The organism is Xanthomonas sp. LF02-5, assembly GCF_034105325.1.
In the GTDB taxonomy this organism is placed as follows: domain Bacteria; phylum Pseudomonadota; class Gammaproteobacteria; order Xanthomonadales; family Xanthomonadaceae; genus Xanthomonas_A; species Xanthomonas_A sontii.
This window is the reverse complement of the sequence record NZ_JAXGGF010000006.1, coordinates 275,664-294,418: the sequence shown is the minus strand read 5'-3', so window position 1 is coordinate 294,418 and position 18,755 is coordinate 275,664. Positions and strand designations below refer to the sequence as shown.

25 protein-coding genes, 1 tRNA gene and 1 riboswitch are annotated in these 18,755 nt (G+C 67.3%); of the genes, 14 read left to right on the top strand and 12 right to left on the bottom strand.

The features are described from left to right. Positions 1-165 precede the first annotated feature (165 nt). Positions 166-419, bottom strand: a riboswitch (cobalamin riboswitch). A 184-nt stretch (positions 420-603) separates the two neighbouring features. The 7 genes from SLW52_RS16920 to SLW52_RS16890 all read left to right on the top strand — a co-directional run bounded on the left by SLW52_RS16920 (position 604) and on the right by SLW52_RS16890 (position 8,304). Then, positions 604-1,098 (top strand): hypothetical protein, encoded by a 495-nt coding sequence (locus SLW52_RS16920; RefSeq protein WP_320740788.1) that lies wholly within the window; start codon positions 604-606, stop codon positions 1,096-1,098. Positions 1,099-1,241: 143 nt separating this feature from the next. Continuing rightward, entirely contained in the window at positions 1,242-2,276 is a 1,035-nt protein-coding gene (dusA, locus tag SLW52_RS16915; protein WP_295935383.1) for a tRNA dihydrouridine(20/20a) synthase DusA, read from the top strand. Between the two features lie 415 nt (positions 2,277-2,691). Further along, the gene (locus SLW52_RS16910; RefSeq protein ID WP_039726258.1) at positions 2,692-3,075 is read left to right on the top strand and encodes a hypothetical protein; all 384 of its coding nucleotides are present in this window, start codon (positions 2,692-2,694) and stop codon (positions 3,073-3,075) included. Positions 3,076-3,148: 73 nt separating this feature from the next. Further along, on the top strand, positions 3,149-3,832 hold the full coding sequence (locus tag SLW52_RS16905) for a response regulator transcription factor (protein ID WP_003469280.1): 684 nt from the start codon (positions 3,149-3,151) through the stop codon (positions 3,830-3,832). An 82-nt stretch (positions 3,833-3,914) separates the two neighbouring features. Next, entirely contained in the window at positions 3,915-5,285 is a 1,371-nt protein-coding gene (locus SLW52_RS16900; RefSeq protein ID WP_320740805.1) for a sensor histidine kinase, read from the top strand. Positions 5,286-5,500: 215 nt separating this feature from the next. Next, complete coding sequence (locus SLW52_RS16895; protein WP_267121541.1) at positions 5,501-7,084, top strand: DUF1800 domain-containing protein; 1,584 nt, start codon at positions 5,501-5,503, stop codon at positions 7,082-7,084. 29 nt (positions 7,085-7,113) lie between these two features. Then, the gene (locus tag SLW52_RS16890) at positions 7,114-8,304 is read left to right on the top strand and encodes a DUF1501 domain-containing protein (RefSeq protein ID WP_152247146.1); all 1,191 of its coding nucleotides are present in this window, start codon (positions 7,114-7,116) and stop codon (positions 8,302-8,304) included. A gap of 181 nt (positions 8,305-8,485) precedes the next feature. Here SLW52_RS16890 and SLW52_RS16885 read toward each other — a convergent pair whose 3' ends face one another. Further along, positions 8,486-9,274, bottom strand: coding sequence for a M90 family metallopeptidase (locus tag SLW52_RS16885; RefSeq protein WP_320740787.1), 789 nt, complete (start codon positions 9,272-9,274; stop codon positions 8,486-8,488). Next, positions 9,241-9,525, bottom strand: a complete 285-nt coding sequence (locus tag SLW52_RS16880; RefSeq protein WP_017917075.1) for a hypothetical protein — start codon at positions 9,523-9,525, stop codon at positions 9,241-9,243. Before SLW52_RS16880 ends, SLW52_RS16885 begins: the two co-directional genes overlap by 34 nt. 155 nt (positions 9,526-9,680) lie before the next feature. Here SLW52_RS16880 and birA point away from each other — a divergent pair, with 155 nt between their 5' ends. The 5 genes from birA (at position 9,681) to SLW52_RS16855 (ending at position 13,660) form a co-directional block, all read left to right on the top strand. Continuing rightward, entirely contained in the window at positions 9,681-10,646 is a 966-nt protein-coding gene (gene birA / locus SLW52_RS16875; RefSeq protein WP_267084042.1) for a bifunctional biotin--[acetyl-CoA-carboxylase] ligase/biotin operon repressor BirA, read from the top strand. After that, positions 10,643-11,386, top strand: coding sequence for a type III pantothenate kinase (locus SLW52_RS16870; protein ID WP_152236652.1), 744 nt, complete (start codon positions 10,643-10,645; stop codon positions 11,384-11,386). Before birA ends, SLW52_RS16870 begins: the two co-directional genes overlap by 4 nt. A gap of 122 nt (positions 11,387-11,508) precedes the next feature. Beyond that, entirely contained in the window at positions 11,509-12,357 is an 849-nt protein-coding gene (locus SLW52_RS16865) for an SPOR domain-containing protein (protein ID WP_267083932.1), read from the top strand. A gap of 98 nt (positions 12,358-12,455) precedes the next feature. Beyond that, positions 12,456-12,531, top strand: a tRNA-Thr gene (locus SLW52_RS16860). Between the two features lie 151 nt (positions 12,532-12,682). After that, on the top strand, positions 12,683-13,660 hold the full coding sequence (locus tag SLW52_RS16855; RefSeq protein WP_320740786.1) for a site-specific integrase: 978 nt from the start codon (positions 12,683-12,685) through the stop codon (positions 13,658-13,660). On the opposite strand, the gene SLW52_RS16850 is transcribed toward SLW52_RS16855, so the two are convergent. From SLW52_RS16850 to SLW52_RS16815, 8 genes are all read right to left on the bottom strand, one after another. Next, positions 13,644-13,904, bottom strand: coding sequence for a hypothetical protein (locus tag SLW52_RS16850; RefSeq protein ID WP_320740785.1), 261 nt, complete (start codon positions 13,902-13,904; stop codon positions 13,644-13,646). The two genes, SLW52_RS16855 and SLW52_RS16850, sit on opposite strands and share 17 nt — an antisense overlap. After that, positions 13,901-14,077: a hypothetical protein gene (locus tag SLW52_RS16845; RefSeq protein WP_320740784.1), complete on the bottom strand. Its 177-nt coding sequence runs from the start codon at positions 14,075-14,077 to the stop codon at positions 13,901-13,903. Before SLW52_RS16845 ends, SLW52_RS16850 begins: the two co-directional genes overlap by 4 nt. After that, positions 14,077-14,343 carry a hypothetical protein gene (locus SLW52_RS16840; RefSeq protein ID WP_320740783.1) on the bottom strand — a complete coding sequence of 89 codons (267 nt, stop codon included), beginning with the start codon at positions 14,341-14,343 and terminating at the stop codon, positions 14,077-14,079. The genes SLW52_RS16845 and SLW52_RS16840 overlap by 1 nt, the downstream gene beginning before the upstream one ends. After that, positions 14,343-15,029, bottom strand: coding sequence for a hypothetical protein (locus SLW52_RS16835; RefSeq protein ID WP_320740782.1), 687 nt, complete (start codon positions 15,027-15,029; stop codon positions 14,343-14,345). The genes SLW52_RS16840 and SLW52_RS16835 overlap by 1 nt, the downstream gene beginning before the upstream one ends. Further along, entirely contained in the window at positions 15,026-15,265 is a 240-nt protein-coding gene (locus SLW52_RS16830; RefSeq protein ID WP_320740781.1) for a hypothetical protein, read from the bottom strand. Before SLW52_RS16830 ends, SLW52_RS16835 begins: the two co-directional genes overlap by 4 nt. A gap of 32 nt (positions 15,266-15,297) precedes the next feature. Beyond that, positions 15,298-15,468, bottom strand: coding sequence for a hypothetical protein (locus SLW52_RS16825; RefSeq protein ID WP_320740780.1), 171 nt, complete (start codon positions 15,466-15,468; stop codon positions 15,298-15,300). A gap of 244 nt (positions 15,469-15,712) precedes the next feature. Further along, positions 15,713-16,372 carry a Rha family transcriptional regulator gene (locus SLW52_RS16820; RefSeq protein ID WP_320740779.1) on the bottom strand — a complete coding sequence of 220 codons (660 nt, stop codon included), beginning with the start codon at positions 16,370-16,372 and terminating at the stop codon, positions 15,713-15,715. After that, the gene (locus SLW52_RS16815) at positions 16,369-16,608 is read right to left on the bottom strand and encodes a hypothetical protein (protein WP_320740778.1); all 240 of its coding nucleotides are present in this window, start codon (positions 16,606-16,608) and stop codon (positions 16,369-16,371) included. Before SLW52_RS16815 ends, SLW52_RS16820 begins: the two co-directional genes overlap by 4 nt. Positions 16,609-16,698: 90 nt before the next feature. Between SLW52_RS16815 and SLW52_RS16810 the strand changes: the two genes are divergently transcribed. After that, entirely contained in the window at positions 16,699-17,190 is a 492-nt protein-coding gene (locus SLW52_RS16810) for an Arc family DNA-binding protein (protein WP_320740777.1), read from the top strand. A 98-nt stretch (positions 17,191-17,288) separates the two neighbouring features. Here the strand turns inward: SLW52_RS16810 and SLW52_RS16805 are convergent, their stop codons facing one another. Further along, a complete protein-coding gene (locus SLW52_RS16805; RefSeq protein WP_320740776.1) occupies positions 17,289-17,531 on the bottom strand; it encodes a hypothetical protein in 243 nt (80 codons plus the stop codon). A 107-nt stretch (positions 17,532-17,638) separates the two neighbouring features. Beyond that, positions 17,639-18,361: a S24 family peptidase gene (locus SLW52_RS16800; protein ID WP_320740775.1), complete on the bottom strand. Its 723-nt coding sequence runs from the start codon at positions 18,359-18,361 to the stop codon at positions 17,639-17,641. Between the two features lie 91 nt (positions 18,362-18,452). Here SLW52_RS16800 and SLW52_RS16795 point away from each other — a divergent pair, with 91 nt between their 5' ends. Further along, positions 18,453-18,749, top strand: a complete 297-nt coding sequence (locus SLW52_RS16795) for a YdaS family helix-turn-helix protein (RefSeq protein WP_320740774.1) — start codon at positions 18,453-18,455, stop codon at positions 18,747-18,749. Positions 18,750-18,755 lie beyond the last annotated feature (6 nt).

Genomic DNA, 18,755 nt, shown 5'->3' with positions numbered 1-18,755 from the left:
CCGCGCGCCGCGCGTCCCGTTCGCACGGACCGCCCGCCACGCCAGCGACCTTCGCCCCCGCGGGCGAACCGGTACCGCGCGGGCAGGCGGACGGCGCGGCGCGGCGCAAGGCCGGGTCGCGGTCCGGCCGCCTCCCCGCGGAGGCGCCAGGTCGAATCGGAGGACGCACGGTCCTCCGGCCGGGGCCGGTATTCGGGCTGATGGACACGCGCACCGTGCCGGCTGCGCACCTACTGTCCGTCGCTTCCCAGGCCGGCATGCGCCGGCCCAGTGCCATTGACGGAGGTCGTTTCCATTCACCGCTGCGGGGCAGCTCCGGAATGGGCAGGCGCTTGCGGCGCCGGCCGTCACCGGATTCCCGTTTAAATTCATCCCTTCATCCGAATGAAGCGATGAATACCTTCGGCGAGCGCACGATAGGCTGGAAGCGGCGGGCGGTCAAGGGCCCTCGCAATGCGCCGCGGTGCGTTTCACATCAAGGGTGCGCCTGCGTTCCTGGTCACTGGCATCGGCAAATACGGATACGCCTGATTGCGCCGCGGCGTGGCGCGGCGGCGTAGTGCGTCAGCGCCGATCCCACTCCCATCAGCCAAGGACATCGTCATGCCCATCTACAACCACAACGGCACTTTCGGTCATCCAGTGAACATCAGCCGCTTCGTCACGGACGTGCAGAACGGCGTCGTGGCCGGTCCCTTGCCCTATCTGGCCGGAGCCGGCAACGACTTGGGCGTCAACGCATCGGCGGCCCAGGCCATCGGCCCGGTGCCCGGCATCACCCGCGCCTTCGGCCTGATCACCTGCGCCGCGGTCATCTACGTCTCCACCGACCCGAATGCCGTGCCTGCGGCCTGGGTCAACCATTCCAATGCAGGCCACGTTTCCGCAGCCGATGTGGCCGCCGCGCTGGCCAGCCTCGGCGGGCCGCCGCCGGCCAGCGTGCTGGTGATCTTCGCCCATCCCGGGGCGTCCGATCCCGGCTATCTGGCCTCGATCGGCACCATCGGCGCGTCGGGCATTCCCGCCAACAACATCGTCGAAATCCCCAATCTGATCGTGCCGCAGTTCGGCATCAACAACCTGGCTCAGATCGGCTGAAGCGCTCCCGCCCGCGCGCTGCGGCGCGCGGGTCCGTGCGGGACGCGGACGACCGTGTCTTGGTAGATGCCTAGCCGCAGACTCAAAAAAGCGCACGCGGCCCCCTCAGCAGCGAACGGTGTACCGCGCTAAAATTGCAGACAATGGAAACCCCAAAAAGCAGCGCGGATCAGTCGAATAGCGCCGAGCACCAGCGCTACGCCGCCTCGCTGCGCCTGTCCGTCGCCCCGATGATGGACTGGACTGACCGCCATTGCCGGGTCTTCCACCGGTTGCTGGCGCCGTCGGCGCGGCTGTACACCGAGATGGTGCACGCCAACGCGGTGGTGCTGGGCGATCGCGCGCGGTTGCTGGATTTCGATGCGTCCGAGCATCCGCTGGCGCTGCAGCTCGGCGGCAGCGAGCCGGCGCTGCTGGCGCAGGCGGCGCGGATCGGCCAGGACTGGGGCTACGACGAGATCAACCTCAATTGCGGCTGCCCGTCCGACCGGGTCCAGGCCGGGCGCTTCGGTGCCTGCCTGATGCGCGAGCCGGCGCTGGTCGCCGACTGCGTGGCTGCGATGGTCGCGGCGGTGGACATCCCGGTGACCGTGAAGTGCCGGCTGGGCGTGGACCAGGACGACGACTACGCGGTGTTCCTGGCCTTCGTCGACCAGGTCGCCGCGGCCGGCTGCGGGCTGTTCGTGGTGCACGCGCGCAATGCCTGGCTGCAGGGCCTGTCGCCGAAGGAGAACCGCGAGGTGCCGCCGCTGCGCTACGACTGGGCGCACCGGCTCAAGCGCGAGCGGCCGCAACTGCAGGTGGTGCTCAACGGCGGCCTGGCCGCGGTGGAGACGGCGCAGGCGCAGTTGCAGGCGGTGGACGGGGTGATGCTGGGCCGCGCCGCCTACCACGATCCCTACGTCCTGCACCGGCTGGACGCGGCCCTGACCGGCGCCGCACTGCGCCCGCGCGCGGAGTTGCTGCGTGCGCTGCGCCCCTACGTCGAGGCGCGTCTGGCCGAGGGTCTGGCGCTCAAGCACATCACCCGGCACCTGCTCGGACTGTTCCACGGCCAGCCCGGTGGCCGCGCCTTCCGTCAGGTGCTCAGCGAAGGTGCGCACCGGCCGGGCGCGGACTGGGCGCTGCTGGAGCGGGCGCTGGCGGTCACCGACGGGGCGGCACGCGCGGCGGCGTGATCCGACGGGCGCAGCCGCGTGGTGCGGGGCACCTTTCGCATCGATGACCTGATCGCTCTCATCGCCAAGCGGTCGCCGACCCATGCGGCGTCTCGATCGACGACTGTCACGCCGCCGTCTTCCGCACTTCGTTCAGGGATCTCGTTCAGGTTCCTGCAGCTAGTCTCTGGTCCTGCGGAGACGCCGCCAAAGCACCCGCCGAAGGGCCTCTCCAGACCCCTGGCGCGGCCCTTGCATCGGCCTTCGGCAGGTTCATTTGACTGAATGCTACCGGGGGCGTCCGGAAAAGTTCAGACCGGATTCACCCCGAAAAATCAAGAATTTGCCTCGATTTCTCGAGGTCGTCTTCGTTCCCGCGAGGTGTCGCGCTTCACAAGTTTTGAACGTTTCCGATCAGTCCGTTAGGATGCCCGTCGTGACTTCTTCCGCTTCCCGCCACTACCGCTTTGCCGCTGTCTTCGCGCTCGCGCTGGCGTCGGTCGCGGCTGGGCACGGCCGTGCGCAGCAGCCGCCCATGCCGGGTGTGATGGCGCCGCCGGAGCGCGATGCGGGCCGCAATCGGGACTATGGCGGCAGTTCGCTGTCCGACGCGGTGCGCCGGGTGCAGCGCTCCACCGGCGGGCAGATCCTCGGCGCCGAGCGCGTGCCGTTCGATGGCCGCGACATCAACCGCGTCAAGTACATGGACGGCCGTGGGCGGGTACGCTACATGGACGATCCGCAGCCTGGCCGTGCGGCGCCGCCGCGGGCGCCGCGGTCGGGCGAGCCTCCCGAGCCACCACGCGACGATCACCCGTGAGTCCGGATAGTTCGGTTCAGGTTCCACACACCGCCCCGGCCACCGGCCACCTGTAAGTTACTAGGGAGAGTTCATGCGTATCCTTCTGGTCGAAGACGAAGCTCCGCTGCGAGAGACCCTGGCCGCTCGCCTGAAGCGCGAAGGCTTTGCGGTGGATGCGGCGCAGGACGGCGAGGAAGGCCTGTACATGGGCCGCGAAGTGCCCTTCGACGTGGGCATCATCGATCTGGGCCTGCCGAAGATGTCGGGCATGGAGCTGATCAAGGCGCTGCGCGACGAAGGCAAGAAGTTCCCGGTGCTGATCCTCACCGCGCGTTCCAGCTGGCAGGACAAGGTCGAAGGCCTCAAGCAGGGCGCCGACGACTACCTGGTCAAGCCGTTCCACGTCGAAGAGCTGCTGGCGCGCGTCAATGCACTGCTGCGCCGCGCCGCCGGCTGGAGCAAGCCGACCCTGGAATGCGGTCCGGTCGCGCTGGACCTGGCGGCACAGACCGTCAGCGTCAGCGGCAGCAACGTCGACCTGACCAGCTACGAGTACAAGGTGCTCGAGTACCTGATGATGCATGCCGGCGAACTGGTCTCCAAGGCCGACCTGACCGAGCACATCTATCAGCAGGATTTCGACCGCGACTCCAATGTGCTGGAAGTCTTCATCGGCCGCCTGCGCAAGAAGCTGGACCCGGACGGCGAGTTGAAGCCGATCGAGACCGTGCGCGGCCGCGGCTACCGGTTCGCGATTCCGCGTACCGAAGGCTGATCGCAGGCGCCGGCGAGCACACCGAGGAAGCGACCGCGTGGCGGCACGACCCAGGTGGTACAAGCGCTGGCGCCCGCGTTCGCTGCAGGCGCGCCAGCTGCTCGCCGCCAGCCTCAGCCTGCTGGCGTTCCTTGCCGCGGCAGGTTACGCGCTGGACCAGGCGTTCGCCGATACCGCGCTGAGCAACCTGCGCGAGCGCCTGAAGAGCTACGCCACCGCGTACGCCAACAACATCGACGTCGCCCGCGACGGTTCGCTGTACATCAACAACGACAAGCCGCCGCCGGACCCGCATTTCGACCGGCCCGGCAGCGGCCTGTACGCGCAGATCGTGATGCCCAACGAGCGCTGGATCTCGATGTCCAGCGAAGGCCCGCTGCCACCGCGCGGGGGCATGCTCGAACCGCGCCAGGAAACCTTCGACGGGCCCTGGTCGATGACCCAGATCGACGGCAGCGAAGGCGAGGTCTACCGCTACGGCATCGGCCTGGCCTACGTGCGCCGCGACAAGGAAACCCCGGTCACCATCTACATCATGGAGGACACCCGCGCGCTGGGCGCGCAGCTGCGCGTGTTCCGCGGCCGGGTGTGGTTCAACCTCGGCGGCGCCGGCCTGATCCTGCTGGTGCTGCAGGCCTTCATCCTGCAATGGAGCTTGCGCCCGCTGCGCCGGGTGATCAACGAACTGACCAAGGTGCAGCGCGGCGAAGCGATGCGCATGGGCGATCGCCATCCGCGCGAACTGGAACCGCTGACCGACAGCATCAACGCCTTCATCGAGAGCGAGCGCGAGAACCTGGACCGTCAGCGCAACACCCTGGCCGACCTGGCGCACAGCCTGAAGACGCCGCTGGCGGTATTGCGCACCCAGCTCGACAGCGGCGCGCAGGGGCCGGAGCTGCGCGAAGAGTTGGACGTGCAGCTACGGCGCATGAACAACCTGGTGTCCTACCAGCTGGCGCGCGCCGCCTCCAGCGGCCACAAGCTGTTCGCCGCGCCATTGCCGATCGAACCCAACGCCGAGGAGATCGTGCGCGGCCTGGAGAAGGTCTATGCCGCCAAGGGCGTGCTGTGCGAGTTCGACATCGAGCCGAGCGCGCGCTTCCACGGCGAGCCCGGCGACCTGCAGGAACTGCTCGGCAATCTGCTCGAGAACGCCTTCAAGTGGGCCCGCCGGCGGGTGTTGCTGAGCGTGCGACCGGAGCCGGCCGCCGGCAGCCGCCGCGCCGGCCTGATCATCGCGGTGGAGGACGACGGCCCCGGCATCGCGCCGGAAGAGGTCGCCCACATCCTGCAGCGCGGCGTGCGCGGCGACGAGCGCGTGCATGGCCACGGCATCGGTCTGGCGATCGTGCAGGACCTGGTCAAGGGCTACCGCGGCGAGCTGCAGGTCAGCCGCTCCGAGGAACTGGGCGGGGCGCGCTTCCTGGTCACCCTGCCGCCGGGGTTGTAAGCCCGACAGAGCGTTCCTGTGCTGGTCTGGGACCGGCATCCCGCTGCGCAGCGACTGCCCGCGCCAATCGAGCGGCCGCGCGCGGCGCTGCAGTGCAGCAGCAGGTGAATCCCGTGCAAATGACCGGGAGGTTTCCGACAGAGGCTTAACGCGACCGGCGCGCAGCTGGCGATACTGCGCCGGTCTTCACGCCGCTTTTCGTCCAGGAGCCCCGCATGTCCGCATCCCGGCATCGTCCTGCAGCAACGCGTCTGCGCGTGCGCGGCCGGCGCGCGCTGCGCAATACCCAGCGATTGCTGCTGTCGTTGCTGCTGGTGCTGTTCACCGTCGGCGCCATCGCTGCCACCGACAAGGTGCTCAAGCGCGACGATGCGCGCTGGCTGCAGTCGATGACCACCGGCCTGGACAGCGCCAGCGTGGCGCAGTTCGAGCGCGATGGCCGCAAGCGCTTCCTGCGCGAGCAATTGCAGGCCGACGGTGGCGATGCCGCCCTGCCGGCGCCGGTGCGCGCGCAACTGGACGGCTACGCCGCGCTGCACACGCCGGTCCAGGAACTGCTCAAGCAGCAGGCCGCCGCGCAGCAGGCGATCAAGGCGATGCCGGATGGCGATGCCAAGGTCGCGGCGAAGAAGGCCGCGCAGCAGCGCGGCGATCTGCTGCTGAACCAGGCACGCCAGGCGCAGCTGCTGCGTTCCATCTACGCGCCGGATCAGCTGCGCGAGCAGATGGTGTGGTTCTGGCTCAACCATTTCAGCGTGTTCGCCGACAAGGGCCGCCTGCACTGGACCGTGGCCGACTACGCCGACAACGCGATCCGCCCGCACGCGCTGGGCAAGTTCTCCGACCTGGTGATGGCGACGCTGGAGAGTCCGGCGATGCTGGAGTACCTGGACAACGCGCAGAACGCCAAAGGCAAGGTCAACGAGAACTACGCGCGCGAGTTGATGGAACTGCATACCCTCGGCGTCGATGCCGGCTACACGCAGAAGGACGTGCAGCAACTGGCGCTGATCCTCACCGGCGTCGGCATCGCGCCGGTCGACCGCGACGGTCCGCCGAAGTTGCCGCCGGCGCTGCAGGCGCAGTATGTGCGCCGTGGCGCGTTCGAGTTCAATCCGGCGCGGCACGAACCCGGCGACAAGACCTTGCTCGGCCAGCGCATCGCCGGCGGCGGCTTCGACGAGGTCGAGCGCGCGGTGCAACTGATCGTGCGCCAGCCGGCATGCGCGCACTTCATCTCGCGGCAGTTGGCCGAGTACTTCGTCGCCGACGATCCGCCGCCGGCGCTGGTGGAGAAGATGGCGCGCACGTTCCAGCGCAGCGACGGCGACATCGCGGCAGTGCTGCAGGTGATGTTCACCGCGCCGGAGATGGCGGCCGGCGCGCCACACAAGTTCAAGGATCCGTACCGGTTCCTGGTCTCGGCGCTGCGCCTGGCCTACGACGGGCAGACCATCGTCAATCCGCAGCCGTTGCTGGGCTGGTTGAACCAGATGGGCGAGCCGAGCTTCGGACGGATCACGCCCGATGGCTGGTCGCTGCAGTCCAGTGCCTGGAACAGTTCCGGGCAAATGGCGCAGCGCTTCGAGATCGCGCGTGCGATCGGCAACGGCAACACCCAGCTGTTCACCGTCGATGGGCAGCAGCGCGGCGGCTTCCCGCAACTGAGCACGCCGCTGTACTACCACGCGATCGAGCCGCAACTGAGTGATGCCACGCGCCAGGCGCTGGCGCAGGCGCGCTCGCAGCAGGAGTGGAACGGCTACCTGCTGGCCTCGCCCGATTTCAATTACCGCTGACCGCGGCCTTCGCCGCACGGAGACCCGCCATGCACCGTCGCCGCTTCCTGCTCGCGTCCGCCGCCGCTGCGGCCAGCCTGCCGTTCGCCGGGCGCCTGTTCGCCGCACCGGCACCGTCGCCGCGCCTGTTGGTGGTGTTCCTGCGCGGCGGCTACGACTGCAACAATCTGCTGGTGCCGTACGCGAGCGATTTCTACTACGCCTCGCGGCCGAGCCTGGCCATCGCCAGGCCGGATCCGGCCAATCCCAACAGCGCCATCGCGCTGGACACGCAGTGGGGCCTGAACCCACGGCTGCGCGACACGCTGATGCCGCTGTGGAACGACAAGCAGCTGGCCTTTGTGCCTTTCGCCGGCACCGACGACCTGTCGCGCAGCCACTTCGAGACCCAGGACAGCATCGAGGCCGGGCAACCGGCCGGGCAGCGCAGCGACTACCGCACCGGCTTCCTGGCGCGGCTGTCGCAGGTGGCCACCGGCACGCCGTCGATCGCCTTCACCGATTCGCTGCCGCTGAGTTTCCAGGGCGGCGGCGACATTCCCAATCTCTCGCTCAAGCGCAATCCGACCCCGGCCTTCGACCAGCGCCAGGCCGACATCCTCGCCGGCATGTACCACGGCACCCAGTTGGCCAGTGCCGCGCACGACGGCCTGGCGCTGCGCCAGCAGGTCTCGCAGGCCCTGCGCGACGAGATGCAGCAGGCCAACCGCGGCGCCGCCAGCGCACGCACCTTCGCCGATGAGACCCGCCGCATCGCCACGCTGATGCGCGAGCGCTACCGGCTCGGCTTCGTCGATGTCGGCGGCTGGGACACGCACGTCAACCAGGGCAGCACCGACGGCGCGCTGGCCAACAACCTGGCCAACCTGTCCGAGGGGCTGTCGGCCTATGCCGAGGCGCTGGGGCCGGAGTGGCGCAATACGGTGGTGGTGGTGCTGTCCGAGTTCGGCCGCACCTTCCGCGAGAATGGCGACAAGGGCACCGACCACGGCCACGGCACCACGTACTGGGTGCTGGGCGGCGGGGTCAACGGCGGCCGCATCGCCGGCGAGCAGGTGGCGGTGAGCAAGGACAAGCTGTTCCAGGACCGCGACTACCCGGTGCTGACCAACTACCGCGACATGTTCGCCGGCCTGCTCGGCCGCATGTGGAGCCTGTCGCCGACGCAACTGCAGAAGGTGTTTCCGCAGGCGCATGCGCGGGATTTGAAGTTGGTGTGATGCGTTTTCCGCGATGGAGGGATTCGGGAAATGTCCTGTAGGGGCGGCTTCAGCCGCGACGGGTGCACTGTGGGAGGGACTTCAGTCCCGACGCGTGACGCGCTCGACTCCCCGTAACGCATGCTTTATCGCGTTCATCGCGGCGACGTCTTGAAGCGATGCCTCAAGACGCGATGGCCGCTCAGTCCGCGGCAAACGGAGAGCGACCATAGAACCGCGCCAGATGCGCCGCCACTTCCGGCATCTCGCGTTGCAGCCGCTCTGGCGCGGAAAAGTGATATTCGCTGACCACCGCGAAGAACTCTTCCGGCGCTTCGGCGGCGTAGGCGTCGATCTCGCTGGCGCGGCCGCGGTCCACGCGCGCGCAGAAGGTATCGTAGCTGCGCTGGAAATCGGCGGCCCATTGCCGCTGCCAGGCGCGCGGCAGCAGCGGCGTGCCGTCCAGGGCGCCATCGAGCACGTCGAGCTTGTGCGCCATTTCGTGCACCGCCACGCAGTAGCCGGCACGTGGATCGTCCAGGTCGGCCTGCACGTCGGCCCAGGACAGGATCAACGGGCCGCTGTCCCAGGATTCGCCGATCAGTTCGTCTTCCCACTCGTGCAGCACGCCGGCCGCGTCGACATGGCTGCGCTGCACGCGGAACGCGTCCGGGTAGACCAGCAATTGCGACCAGCCGCGCATGCCCTCGCTGCCGTACTCCAGCAGCGGCAGACAGCACAGTGCGGCGAGCAGGCCGCACTGCCGGGCATCCAACTGCAGGCCGCCCAGCGGCGAGATGGTCTTGCGATGCAGGAATTCGCTGGCCAGCGTATGCAGGCGCTGTTCGCGCGGCGCATCCAGGGCGGCGACCCAGGCGCAGTCGCGGCGCACGGCCTGCCAGGTAGGGTCATCGATGGCGGCGGGTTTCGACCACAGCCCGCGCAGCCAGCGTGGAATCAGCGGAACATCCCCGGCAGGAAGCTGTGCCACTTCGGCATGCGCATGCGCGGCACCAGGTCGCTGTCGCTGCCGCCGCCAGTGGTGGTCGAAGCCGGCTTGCCGGTGGAGGCGGGCGCATGCAGCGCCGCGGGCGGGCGCGTCGGCGTGCTGTCGGCATCGGCCGCGTCGCCGTAGGTGCAGTCGGTGTGCGGCTTCTCCGCCAGCACGTTGGACGCGTGGGCGGCGGCGAGTGGCAGCAGCAACAGGAGCAGGCAGGGCAGGGAACGGCGCATCGTCGGCATCCAGGGCGAGCGGCGGTGAATCCCGATTCTAACGCGGTTTTCACCCGCTGCAGGACCCCGGCCCTGGGCGCCCGGGGGGCGTTGCCGCATACTTTTCGGTTTACGAGGTCGCGCGACTGCGCGCCCGGGGGCGAAACGAGGCGATGGAACCGGCGTTGGACGAGCGCGAACTGTTGACCAGGCTCAGCAAGGGGCCCCTGTCCGGCGATGCCCTGGCGCGCGCCTGCGGGCTGACCCGGGCGGCGGTGTGGAAGCGCATTCAGGCGCTGCGCGCGGCCGGGGTGGAGATCGAGGGCCGGGCCGGCGAGGGCTATGGCCTGGCACGGCCGCTGGAACTGCTCGACGCCGCGGCGATCCGGGCCGGACTGAGCGGACCGGCGAGCGCCGAGCTGGCCGGGCTGGAGATCGCCTGGAGCCTGGTCTCCAGCAATACCACCCTGCTGCAGCGGCCGGCGCCGGCGCAGGGCAGCGAGGTCCTGCTGGCCGAGCGCCAGACCGGCGGCCGTGGCCGCCGTGGCCGGGTCTGGGCCTCGCCGCTGGCGGCGCATCTGTATCTGTCGGTGGCGCGCAGCTTCCAGGGCGGGCTGGGCCGGCTGGGCGGCTTGAGCCTGGCGGCCGGCGTGGCCGTGGCCGCAGCCCTGCGTGCGGCCGGATTCGCCACGGTCGGGCTGAAGTGGCCGAACGACCTGCTGGCCGACGGGCGCAAGCTGGGCGGTCTGCTGGTGGAAGGCGGTGGCGAGTTCGCCGGGCCGGCGCGGGCCGTGATCGGCCTGGGCCTGAACGTGGCGATGCCGGCGGCCGCTGCCGCGGACATCGACCAGCCGTGGACCGACCTGACGCGGCTGGCCAGCGGCGCGGTGTCGCGCAACGCGATCGCCGCGGCGGTGCTGTCGCAGCTGCTGCCGGCGCTGGCGCTGTTCGACGCGGAGGGACTGGCGCCGTTCCTGCCGCGCTACGCCGCGCTGGATCTGCTGGCCGGACGCGCCGTGCGCATCGACGATGGCGGCCAGGTGCGCGAAGGCACGGCCCTGGGGCTGGTCGAGGACGGCGCGCTGCGGGTGGCCTTCGCCGACGGCGAGCAGCTGGTGCATGCGGGCGACGTCAGCGTGAGGCCGGCATGAGCGACTGGCTGTTCGACCTGGGCAACTCGCGCTTCAAGTTCGCCGCGCTGGAACACGGGCAGGTGGGCGCGGTGCAGGCCTGGCCGCATGGTGCCGAGGCGATGGACGCGGCGGCGGTCGCGGCGCTGCCGCAGGGTGGCACCGCCTACGTTGCCAGCGTCGCCGCGCCGGCCCTGACCGCCACCGTGCTGGAGGCGCTGCGCAGCCGTTTCGCGCAGGTGCAGGTGGCGCGCACCGAGGCTGCCTGTGCCGGGGTGCGGATTGCGTACGCGCGACCGCAGGCCTTCGGCGTGGACCGGTTCCTGGCCCTGCTCGCCGCGCATGGCGGCGGCGACGTGCTGGTGGTGGGGGTGGGAACGGCGCTGACCGTGGACCTGCTCGACCGCGATGGCCTGCACCGTGGCGGCCGCATCGCGCCGTCGCCCACGGTGATGCGCCAGGCGCTGCAGCAGAAGGCGGCGCAGCTGCCGGCCGAGGGCGGCGACTACCACGAGTTCGCCGCCGACACCGCCGACGCCTTGGCCTCCGGCTGCGACGGCGCGGCGGTGGCGCTGATCGAACGCAGCCTGCAGCAGGGCGAGGCCTTGCTGGGGCGACGGCCGCGGCTGTTGCTGCATGGCGGCGGCGTGCCACCGCTGTTGCATGCGTTGCCGCCAGCCGAGCAGCGACCGGCGCTGGTCCTGGATGGGCTGGCGCTGTGGGCGCAGGCGCACGCCGTGGCTGGGGCCGGTGCCGCCTGAGCGGGCCGGCGCAGGCGGCCGCGATGCGGCGCGGCGAAGGCGGACGTTGCGCCGAAGTCGCAACGTCCCACGCAAACGCCACTGTCTCTCCCAAGGTGCATCGCACGCTCTAGAATCCGGCCATGCTCGTTCGCGCCCTGCTCGTCGTCCTGACCATCCTCAACCTCGGCGTCGCGGTGTGGTGGGCGATGCAGCCGCCGACGCCGCCCCCGGTGCCGATGCCGGCCGTGCCGGCCGGGGTGGCGACGCTGCAACTGGTCAATGAAGCGCCGGCGCCGGCTGCTGCGCCAACTCCGCCGGCGTCTGCGCCTGTCGCCGCGCCAGCCGATGCGCAAGCGGACACCGCCGTCGCCGCCGATATTGTCGGAGCGGTTCCGGCGCAGGCTGACGCGCCGGTGGCTCCGACCACCGCTGCACCCTCCAATGCGCCCGCGCCGCCCGCTGCCGTGCCTGCGCCCGCTCCAACCCAGGCCCAGGTCGAGCCTGCGGCGAAGCCCGCCGCCGACGCGGCGGTGTGCCTGAGCATAGGACCGTACCCGGACCGCGATGCGGCGCAGGCGGCCGTCGCCGCGCTGGCCCCGGGAGCGCCGCGTCCGCGCCTGCGCGAGGCCGCCGACAGCGACGCCACCAGCTTCCGCGTGATCTTGCCGACCATCGGCGGCGAGGACGGCCTCAGGCAGGCCACCGAGCGCATCGTCGCCGCCGGCATCCGCGACTATTACCCATTGCGCCAGGGCGATGCCGGCAACGCCATCGCCCTGGGCCAGTACCGCAGCCGCGAGGGGGCCGAGCGCCGCCGCCAGGAACTGGCCCGTGCCGGCTTCAACGCCGACCTGATCCCCAGCGGCGGCAGCGGCCAGTTGCGCTGGTGGCTGGACCTGCGCGCCGACTCCGCGGTGCAGGCCGCGACCCTGCGCCGCCAGCTCGGCGCCGCGCGGCAGCGCACCGTGGACTGCGCCACGCTGCGCTAGAATGCGGCGCCTGTGCACGGCGCCGCGCCATAGGGCGTGTCGAGGCCCGCGCCAGCAGGTAGACTGCCCCGGGCCCGCCCGCGGGCGTCGTCCATCTTGCCGCTTTAGCTCAGTCGGTAGAGCAACTGTCTTGTAAACAGTAGGTCATCCGTTCGATTCGGATAAGCGGCACCAAACCCACCTTTTCGGCAGCTACCGAACTTCCCTGTATTGGCACAAAGTCACACTAAATCAGTGGCTTGCGAGCTTGAGCAATTCCCGTTCTGGCCCGCCTTGCCCCGTGTCGAAAGGCACACGGGCACACGGAAAGGCACAGAATGGGGCCATGGCATCCATCCGACCCCAGGGCAATCGATACCGCGCGTTCGTCAAGGTGGACGGCCGCCGCGCAACCAAGGTGTTCGATACGAAGCGCGCGGCGCTCGCCTGGGCACAGGAGCAGGAGGGATTGCTCAGTGGTAAGGAGCTGCCCGACAAGACGCTCGAAGAGGCATTCACGAAGTACGCCGACGAGGTGACCCCGAACAAGCGGGGCGGGCGCTGGGATCGCGTCCGCATCGCTCGGTTCAAGCGCGAGGACAAGATCGCAAAGCGGCGGCTACTGGGCCTGTCTGCAAACGACCTGGCCGAGTGGCGCGACTCGCGGTTGAAACAGGTTGCGCCGAGCACGGTGGCACGCGAGATGAATCTGATCGCCGCCGTGCTGGAAGTGGCCAGACGGGAATGGGGCTGGCTCAAGGAAAGCCCGATGCGCGACGTGCGCCAGCCTAAGAAGCCAAAGGGGCGTGCGCGCCGGATCTCGGCTGAAGAAGTCGAAGCGCTGGCAAGAGCGTTCGACGTGTGGGACTCGCTCAAGATCGAGACCAAGCGCAACCGCATCGGTCTTGCTTTCCTGTTCGCCCTAGAGACCGCGATGCGCTCAGGAGAAATCTGCGCGTTGCGGTGGACGGACGTGCATCTGGAAGAGCGCTACGTCACGGTGCGAGACAGCAAGAACGGCGACAGTCGCGACGTTCCGCTGACGACCCGAGCGGCGCAGATCCTGCGCGCGCTGCCGCTGGGATTTGCTCCGGTGTTCGGACTGGACGCGGCGAAGCGCGACGGCCTGTTCCGCAAGGTCCGCGACAGTGTTGCCAGCATCAAGAACCTGCATTTCCACGACACTCGCGCCGAGGCAATCTGGCGCCTATCGAAGAAGCTGGACATCCTGGAGCTGGCCCGGGTGATCGGGCATCGCAACCTATCTAGCCTCCTGATCTACTACCGCGCCACTGCCGCGGAACTGGCTAAGAAGCTCGCCTGATCCGGGATTCGTCGTCGGCCCACAGCACCACGTCCGCACGCTTCCACAGTTTCTTCGTGCCTATGCTCATGGGCTTAGGGAAGCTTGGGCGCACCGCGACACGCTCAAGGAAAGCGCGCCGGTTTACTGTTCCCTTGCGCGTTGTCAGACCGAGCAGGAAGGCGCACGCATCGGCATTCAGCCATTCCGCATCCCGCGCCATCGCGGCGATGGTTTCCACGTTAATCGAAGCTTCGTCATTCATGGCTGCGCCCCGCTATCTTCCGTCAGCATATCTCGCAGTTCCGCGGTGTGGCGGCGCAACTTGGCCGCAGCTTGCGCAGGCGTCAGTACACCCCTCCGCACGCGATCGAACAGGTTCTCGGCGATGGCATCCAGCACGCCAAGGGCGCGCAGTGGCTGCAGGTTGCTTTCCATCACGCGCCTCCTTTGGGCAGTTCTTCGATTGCTTCCAGCCACAGTAGAGCACCCGCGATCGGCGCCAGGCTATCTGCGGAGCCATCGCCCGGCAGGATAGGTATCGCCTCGTCCGGGAAGGGGCGCTTCAGCCCCCGCAGCGCTTCCATTTCGTCCTTGATGCGGATGGCTTCGACCATGGCGTAGAGGCCATTGGTCAGCGCCTTGCGCAGATCCGGCACGGCTTCGATGGGCAGGCGGACGTGGGTAGCTTCTTGGTTGCTCATCACTTGGCACTCCCGTTAGCCGCGAGCGTGCGCGCCGCGCGCGTCAGCCACATGTTGTAATCGCCGTCGTTGCACTCGCGCAGAAACTTGCGCGCCCTGGATACCGCATTTGCCTTGCTGATGGGCTTGCCGATGATCTTTGCGGCATCCATGTAGGTTTCGGCATGCAACGCGACGGCTGCGCGGTGGTTGTCGCGATACTTCGCTGTGCGTTGTCTTTCCTGAGCCGCCTTCTCGCGCCTGATTCGCGCTTCCTCCTTCTGCCTGCGCTTCTCTACCGCGGCGTCACTGTAATAGGCATCCATACGGCGCCGAGCAGAGGCCAACTCCTTGGGAGGAAAGCCCATGGGAAGGTTGTCGGCATCTTCATCCACTGCGGTCGAGTACCAGTGAACACCGCGGCGCAGGTGGTAGAAGGGAGCCTGGAAAATCCACGGTTCCCCACCCTCATAGGGCTGGTCGGGTTCGGGCTGCCAACCAAGGTCTTGCGCGCGCTGCAGAAGCGCGGCCGGATCTCCCTTGATCGTCTCCACTACCAGCACTCCGGCTTCGTCGTGGTAGCAGAGTCGGAACGTGTCGCCCTGGTGCTGCGCCAGCCATTCGATATGGTCGAGTTGGAAGGAAACCAGCGTGCGAACGCTGATGCCAGAGGCCGCCAGCTTGTCGATCGGGTCGATGGCGCTCATGCGACTACTCCCAGACGCTGTTCGCCAATTGCCTTCAGCAGCTTTTCTGCTTGCACGCCTGCCTCAAAGCCGAGCATTGCCAGGGTGGTGACACTGTCGGGCTGCATGTCGTCGGCGGTGCCGGTGGTGAAGGCATCGCAAACCGCGCGCATCAACTTCATTTTCGCCTGCAGCTCATCACATTGCCGGACTGTCATGCTGAAAGCATGCTTTTGGGGTACGCTATCGGTCGCCATGTGGGTCTCCTGAGTCTTGGTCGATTACGGGGTCACTTGGTAGACGGCTCGGGCGTTGGCGCGCTCGGGCCGTCATCGTTTTGGGGTGCAGCGAAATTGCGCTCGCGGTCGATCGCCAGGTTGCTGGGCGCACGTACATGCAGCACTGCGCGGCCGCGGTAGGCGGAGTGGACTTCCACCGTGATGTCGTTGCCGATGGACACGGTGGTCCCCGCTGTCGCTGACATCACAACCGGCTTGCGCGTCCGCGTAGGAATTTCCCTACTCATAAATCCGGTTTCCTTGGTTCGTGTTCACGGGTGAAAATGCGAAGGTGGGGAGAGGTGTCGCCGTCGCCGGGCGCAGGCGAGTGAGGGGATGGTGCGGTGCGCCGCGAAAATTTCCCAGGGCCTCAATCGGGGCCGCGATCGCGGCGACCAAGCACCAGGGAGGCTCGCATCCGGCGGGTCATGCCGATTCCTGCAGCACGGCTTGCAGAATAGTTTCGTGATAGGTGTGGACGCGGCCGAATCTCGGATCGCGAATGTCGCCGATAGCGAAGCCCTTTTCCCTCGACAACGCTGCGCACCGGCGCCCAAGGGTTGAGGCGGCCTTGATGTCCACCGACGCGCCAATCAGGTTGGCGTAGCCCATCACGGTGAAGTGCTTGTTCTCGGGCTGGGTACGCGCCTCGACTACAGCCAAGTCCTCCTGCAGGCGGGCGACTTCCGTTGCCTGACGCGCTTGTTCTTGCTCGATGCAGTCCTGTCGGACCAGCACCTCAACCAGCGCGGCAATGCGCGGATCTTTGATGGCTGGCAGCTTGGCGCTGGCTACTCGTTCCTCCAGCTCTCGCCAGCGGTCCACAAGCCTCGCCGTGAACTCCGGCGATAGCTGGGCCACCACGACGATGCTGTCCCGCTTGCCTTGTTCGCCGGAGAACACGTATTCGGCTACGGGACGGCCTGCGGTGGGCTTCTCCACCGCCGGTGGAGAAGCGATCACGCCGGCAGTGGCCAGCCTTTCGATCGTCCTCTTAACGCTGTCGTGCCGGGAATCCACCAGTTCGGCAATCTCCCGACTGGTGATGGTGGCGGCGTTGTCGCTGGTGGGAATGAGGTCTGTCACGGGGTGGGTTCCTGATTAGTTGACGCCGCTATCTGAGCGCTACGGGGTGTGGGCTGGTGCAACTGGCGTTTGGGTTGCCCCTTGAGGCCGAGCGCCTGTTTCAGCAGGTGATTGATCGTCCAGTTCAAACTGCGCTCCAACTCGTCGGCTTTAGCTTGGGCAGCCCTCCGCAAATCGGGGGCCATGCGGAGGCCGAAAGGGTTGGTTTCACTGGTTTTGGGCTTGCGGTCTTGCATGTTGTCTCCGTGTCGGATGGTTACACGGTGTAGCTATAGTTACACCGTGTGCTTATGGCGTCAAGCGGTGTATGGCTTCATCATGTAGCCATGACAAAGAAGACCGAAACCAGGCCCTCTACGGCGGCCATCAACCCCTTCGGATTGCGCATGCAACCCGAACTTAGGGAGCGCCTGGAGGCCGCTGCGAACGAGGCGGGCCGTTCCTTGAACGCCGAAATTGCGGAGCGGCTTGAGTTGAGCTTTTCGCGAAAGGACTTCCCTTGGCTGCTTGAAAGCCGCATCAACGAGTACGAAGCGTTGATGCAAAAGCGGGATGAAATCCTCAATGAAATGAACAAGATGCAGGCATTTGCACACGAACTCGCCAGTAGCGATTTGGCAGAGGATGCGCGGCATGTCCAACTCCTGCAGGAGCGGCTTGCACGTCTGCATGAGGAGCGAGCGTTGCTCGCCAAACTGGCGGATACCGTCAGTGAGAGCTTCAATATCGTTCTCAAGCTCGGGGCGGATCATGGGGCTATCCGCAACTACAGGGCTGATGCAGACATGGAAAAAAGCAAGCCCAAGCGGAAGCGCTGACGCCCAGGGTTGGCCATCGGCGCAGTAGCCGCCGCTCGCTTCGAACGCGTCTTCGTCTGGCACCGGCGCGCCGCAGCAGTTGCGGAAGTCGTTGCAGATCACTCGGCACCCCCTGCGCGCTGCGGCAGCGTTCGCACGGTGGACGCGGTGGCCACTATCCCGAACCGCAACGCCAGCATCCTGGCGCGGTGGGCAGTGGTCATGGGGTTCCCGTAGTAGAGACGTTCCCTGATCGCGCGCTGCGCGCGCCCGGCGGCCTCTTGGGTGATCCAGCCGGCTTCCCGGTGGCGCTCGATCAGGTCAAACGCCTGACGAATGGTGGTAGTCGCGGTATTGCGCATCTGCTTCCCCAGCGGCCGAACAGCCGGCGCTATGGGCAAACAGTAAACCTATGGTTGATTGAACTCAAGCATAGATTGATTGAACATCTCAATCGATGATTTTCTTTCTATAGCCCGCCACTTCCCATCTTCTCAATCACCTGTCCGATGACGTATACCTGCGACAACTCGTCCGGGGGCACGATCTCGTCCGGATACCTAGCCTTGTCTGGGTTGTCGCTGACAATGCGCAACCCGCCGTCCGCAAGGGTGAAAAGGCGCTTGACCCTGGCGTCTCCGCCGTAGATCAGCGAATAGACGGTGTCGTTCCGCACGCGCGTGCGGCCGCGGTGTATCACAGCCTTGTCCCCGTCGTATAGGACTGGCTCCATGGACGAGCCGCGCACCCTAGCAATGAGGATGTCATCGGCCTTGGCGTCCCAGCGGTCGAGCCAGTCCATCTGGTAGCAAACACGATAGCGAGTCTCGATCAGTTCGGGGGTAGCGGCGCTTGGGCCGCCAGAGACGTCAATGTCGTAAACAGGGAACGTCACCTCCAGAACCGGACCCGTCCCATTGGCTTCGTCGTTGCGAACGCCATAGGTGTGAGGAGAGGCTTTTCCGGGCCGAGGTTGCTCCTGCGGTTCCTCAGCACCTAGCCAGTACTCAAGAGGGACGTTGAACCGGTTTGTAAGGGCGATGAAGTGACGCCGATCAATTCGGCCATTCTTTCGCCAGTTGAACACCGCCTGTTGGCTGACGCCGCACCACTCTGCCACCTCTGAGGCGCGCACGCCCTTCTCCCTCATTTGGAAGATGAGCCTATCTCTCAGTTCTTTGTTTGTGTTCATGCTCTCATCCTAAAGCAATGATTGATGCGCCGCAATAAATCACTATCAATCAATACTTGACCATCGGATTAACCAATGGTTGAATGGTGGCATGCAGAACTCATCCCTTGAACAAGCTGTGCAGGCGATCGGTCGGGCGGTGCAGGCGGCAGGCGGGCAATCTCGCTTTGCCGCCGCAATCGGCGTCAGTCCTCAAGCGGTCGCCCCGTACTTCAAGCGTGGGCTTAGCCCGGAGCGGTGTCCTGCTGCCGAAAAGGCCACGGGTGTGCGCTGCGAGGAACTACGCCCGGACCTTCATTGGATACGCAAGCGCGGCCGGGTGATTGGCTACACCGTTCTGCTACCGCAGGCAGACGGCGACAAGTCTACGCAGCAGGCGGCGGCCTGAGTTGAA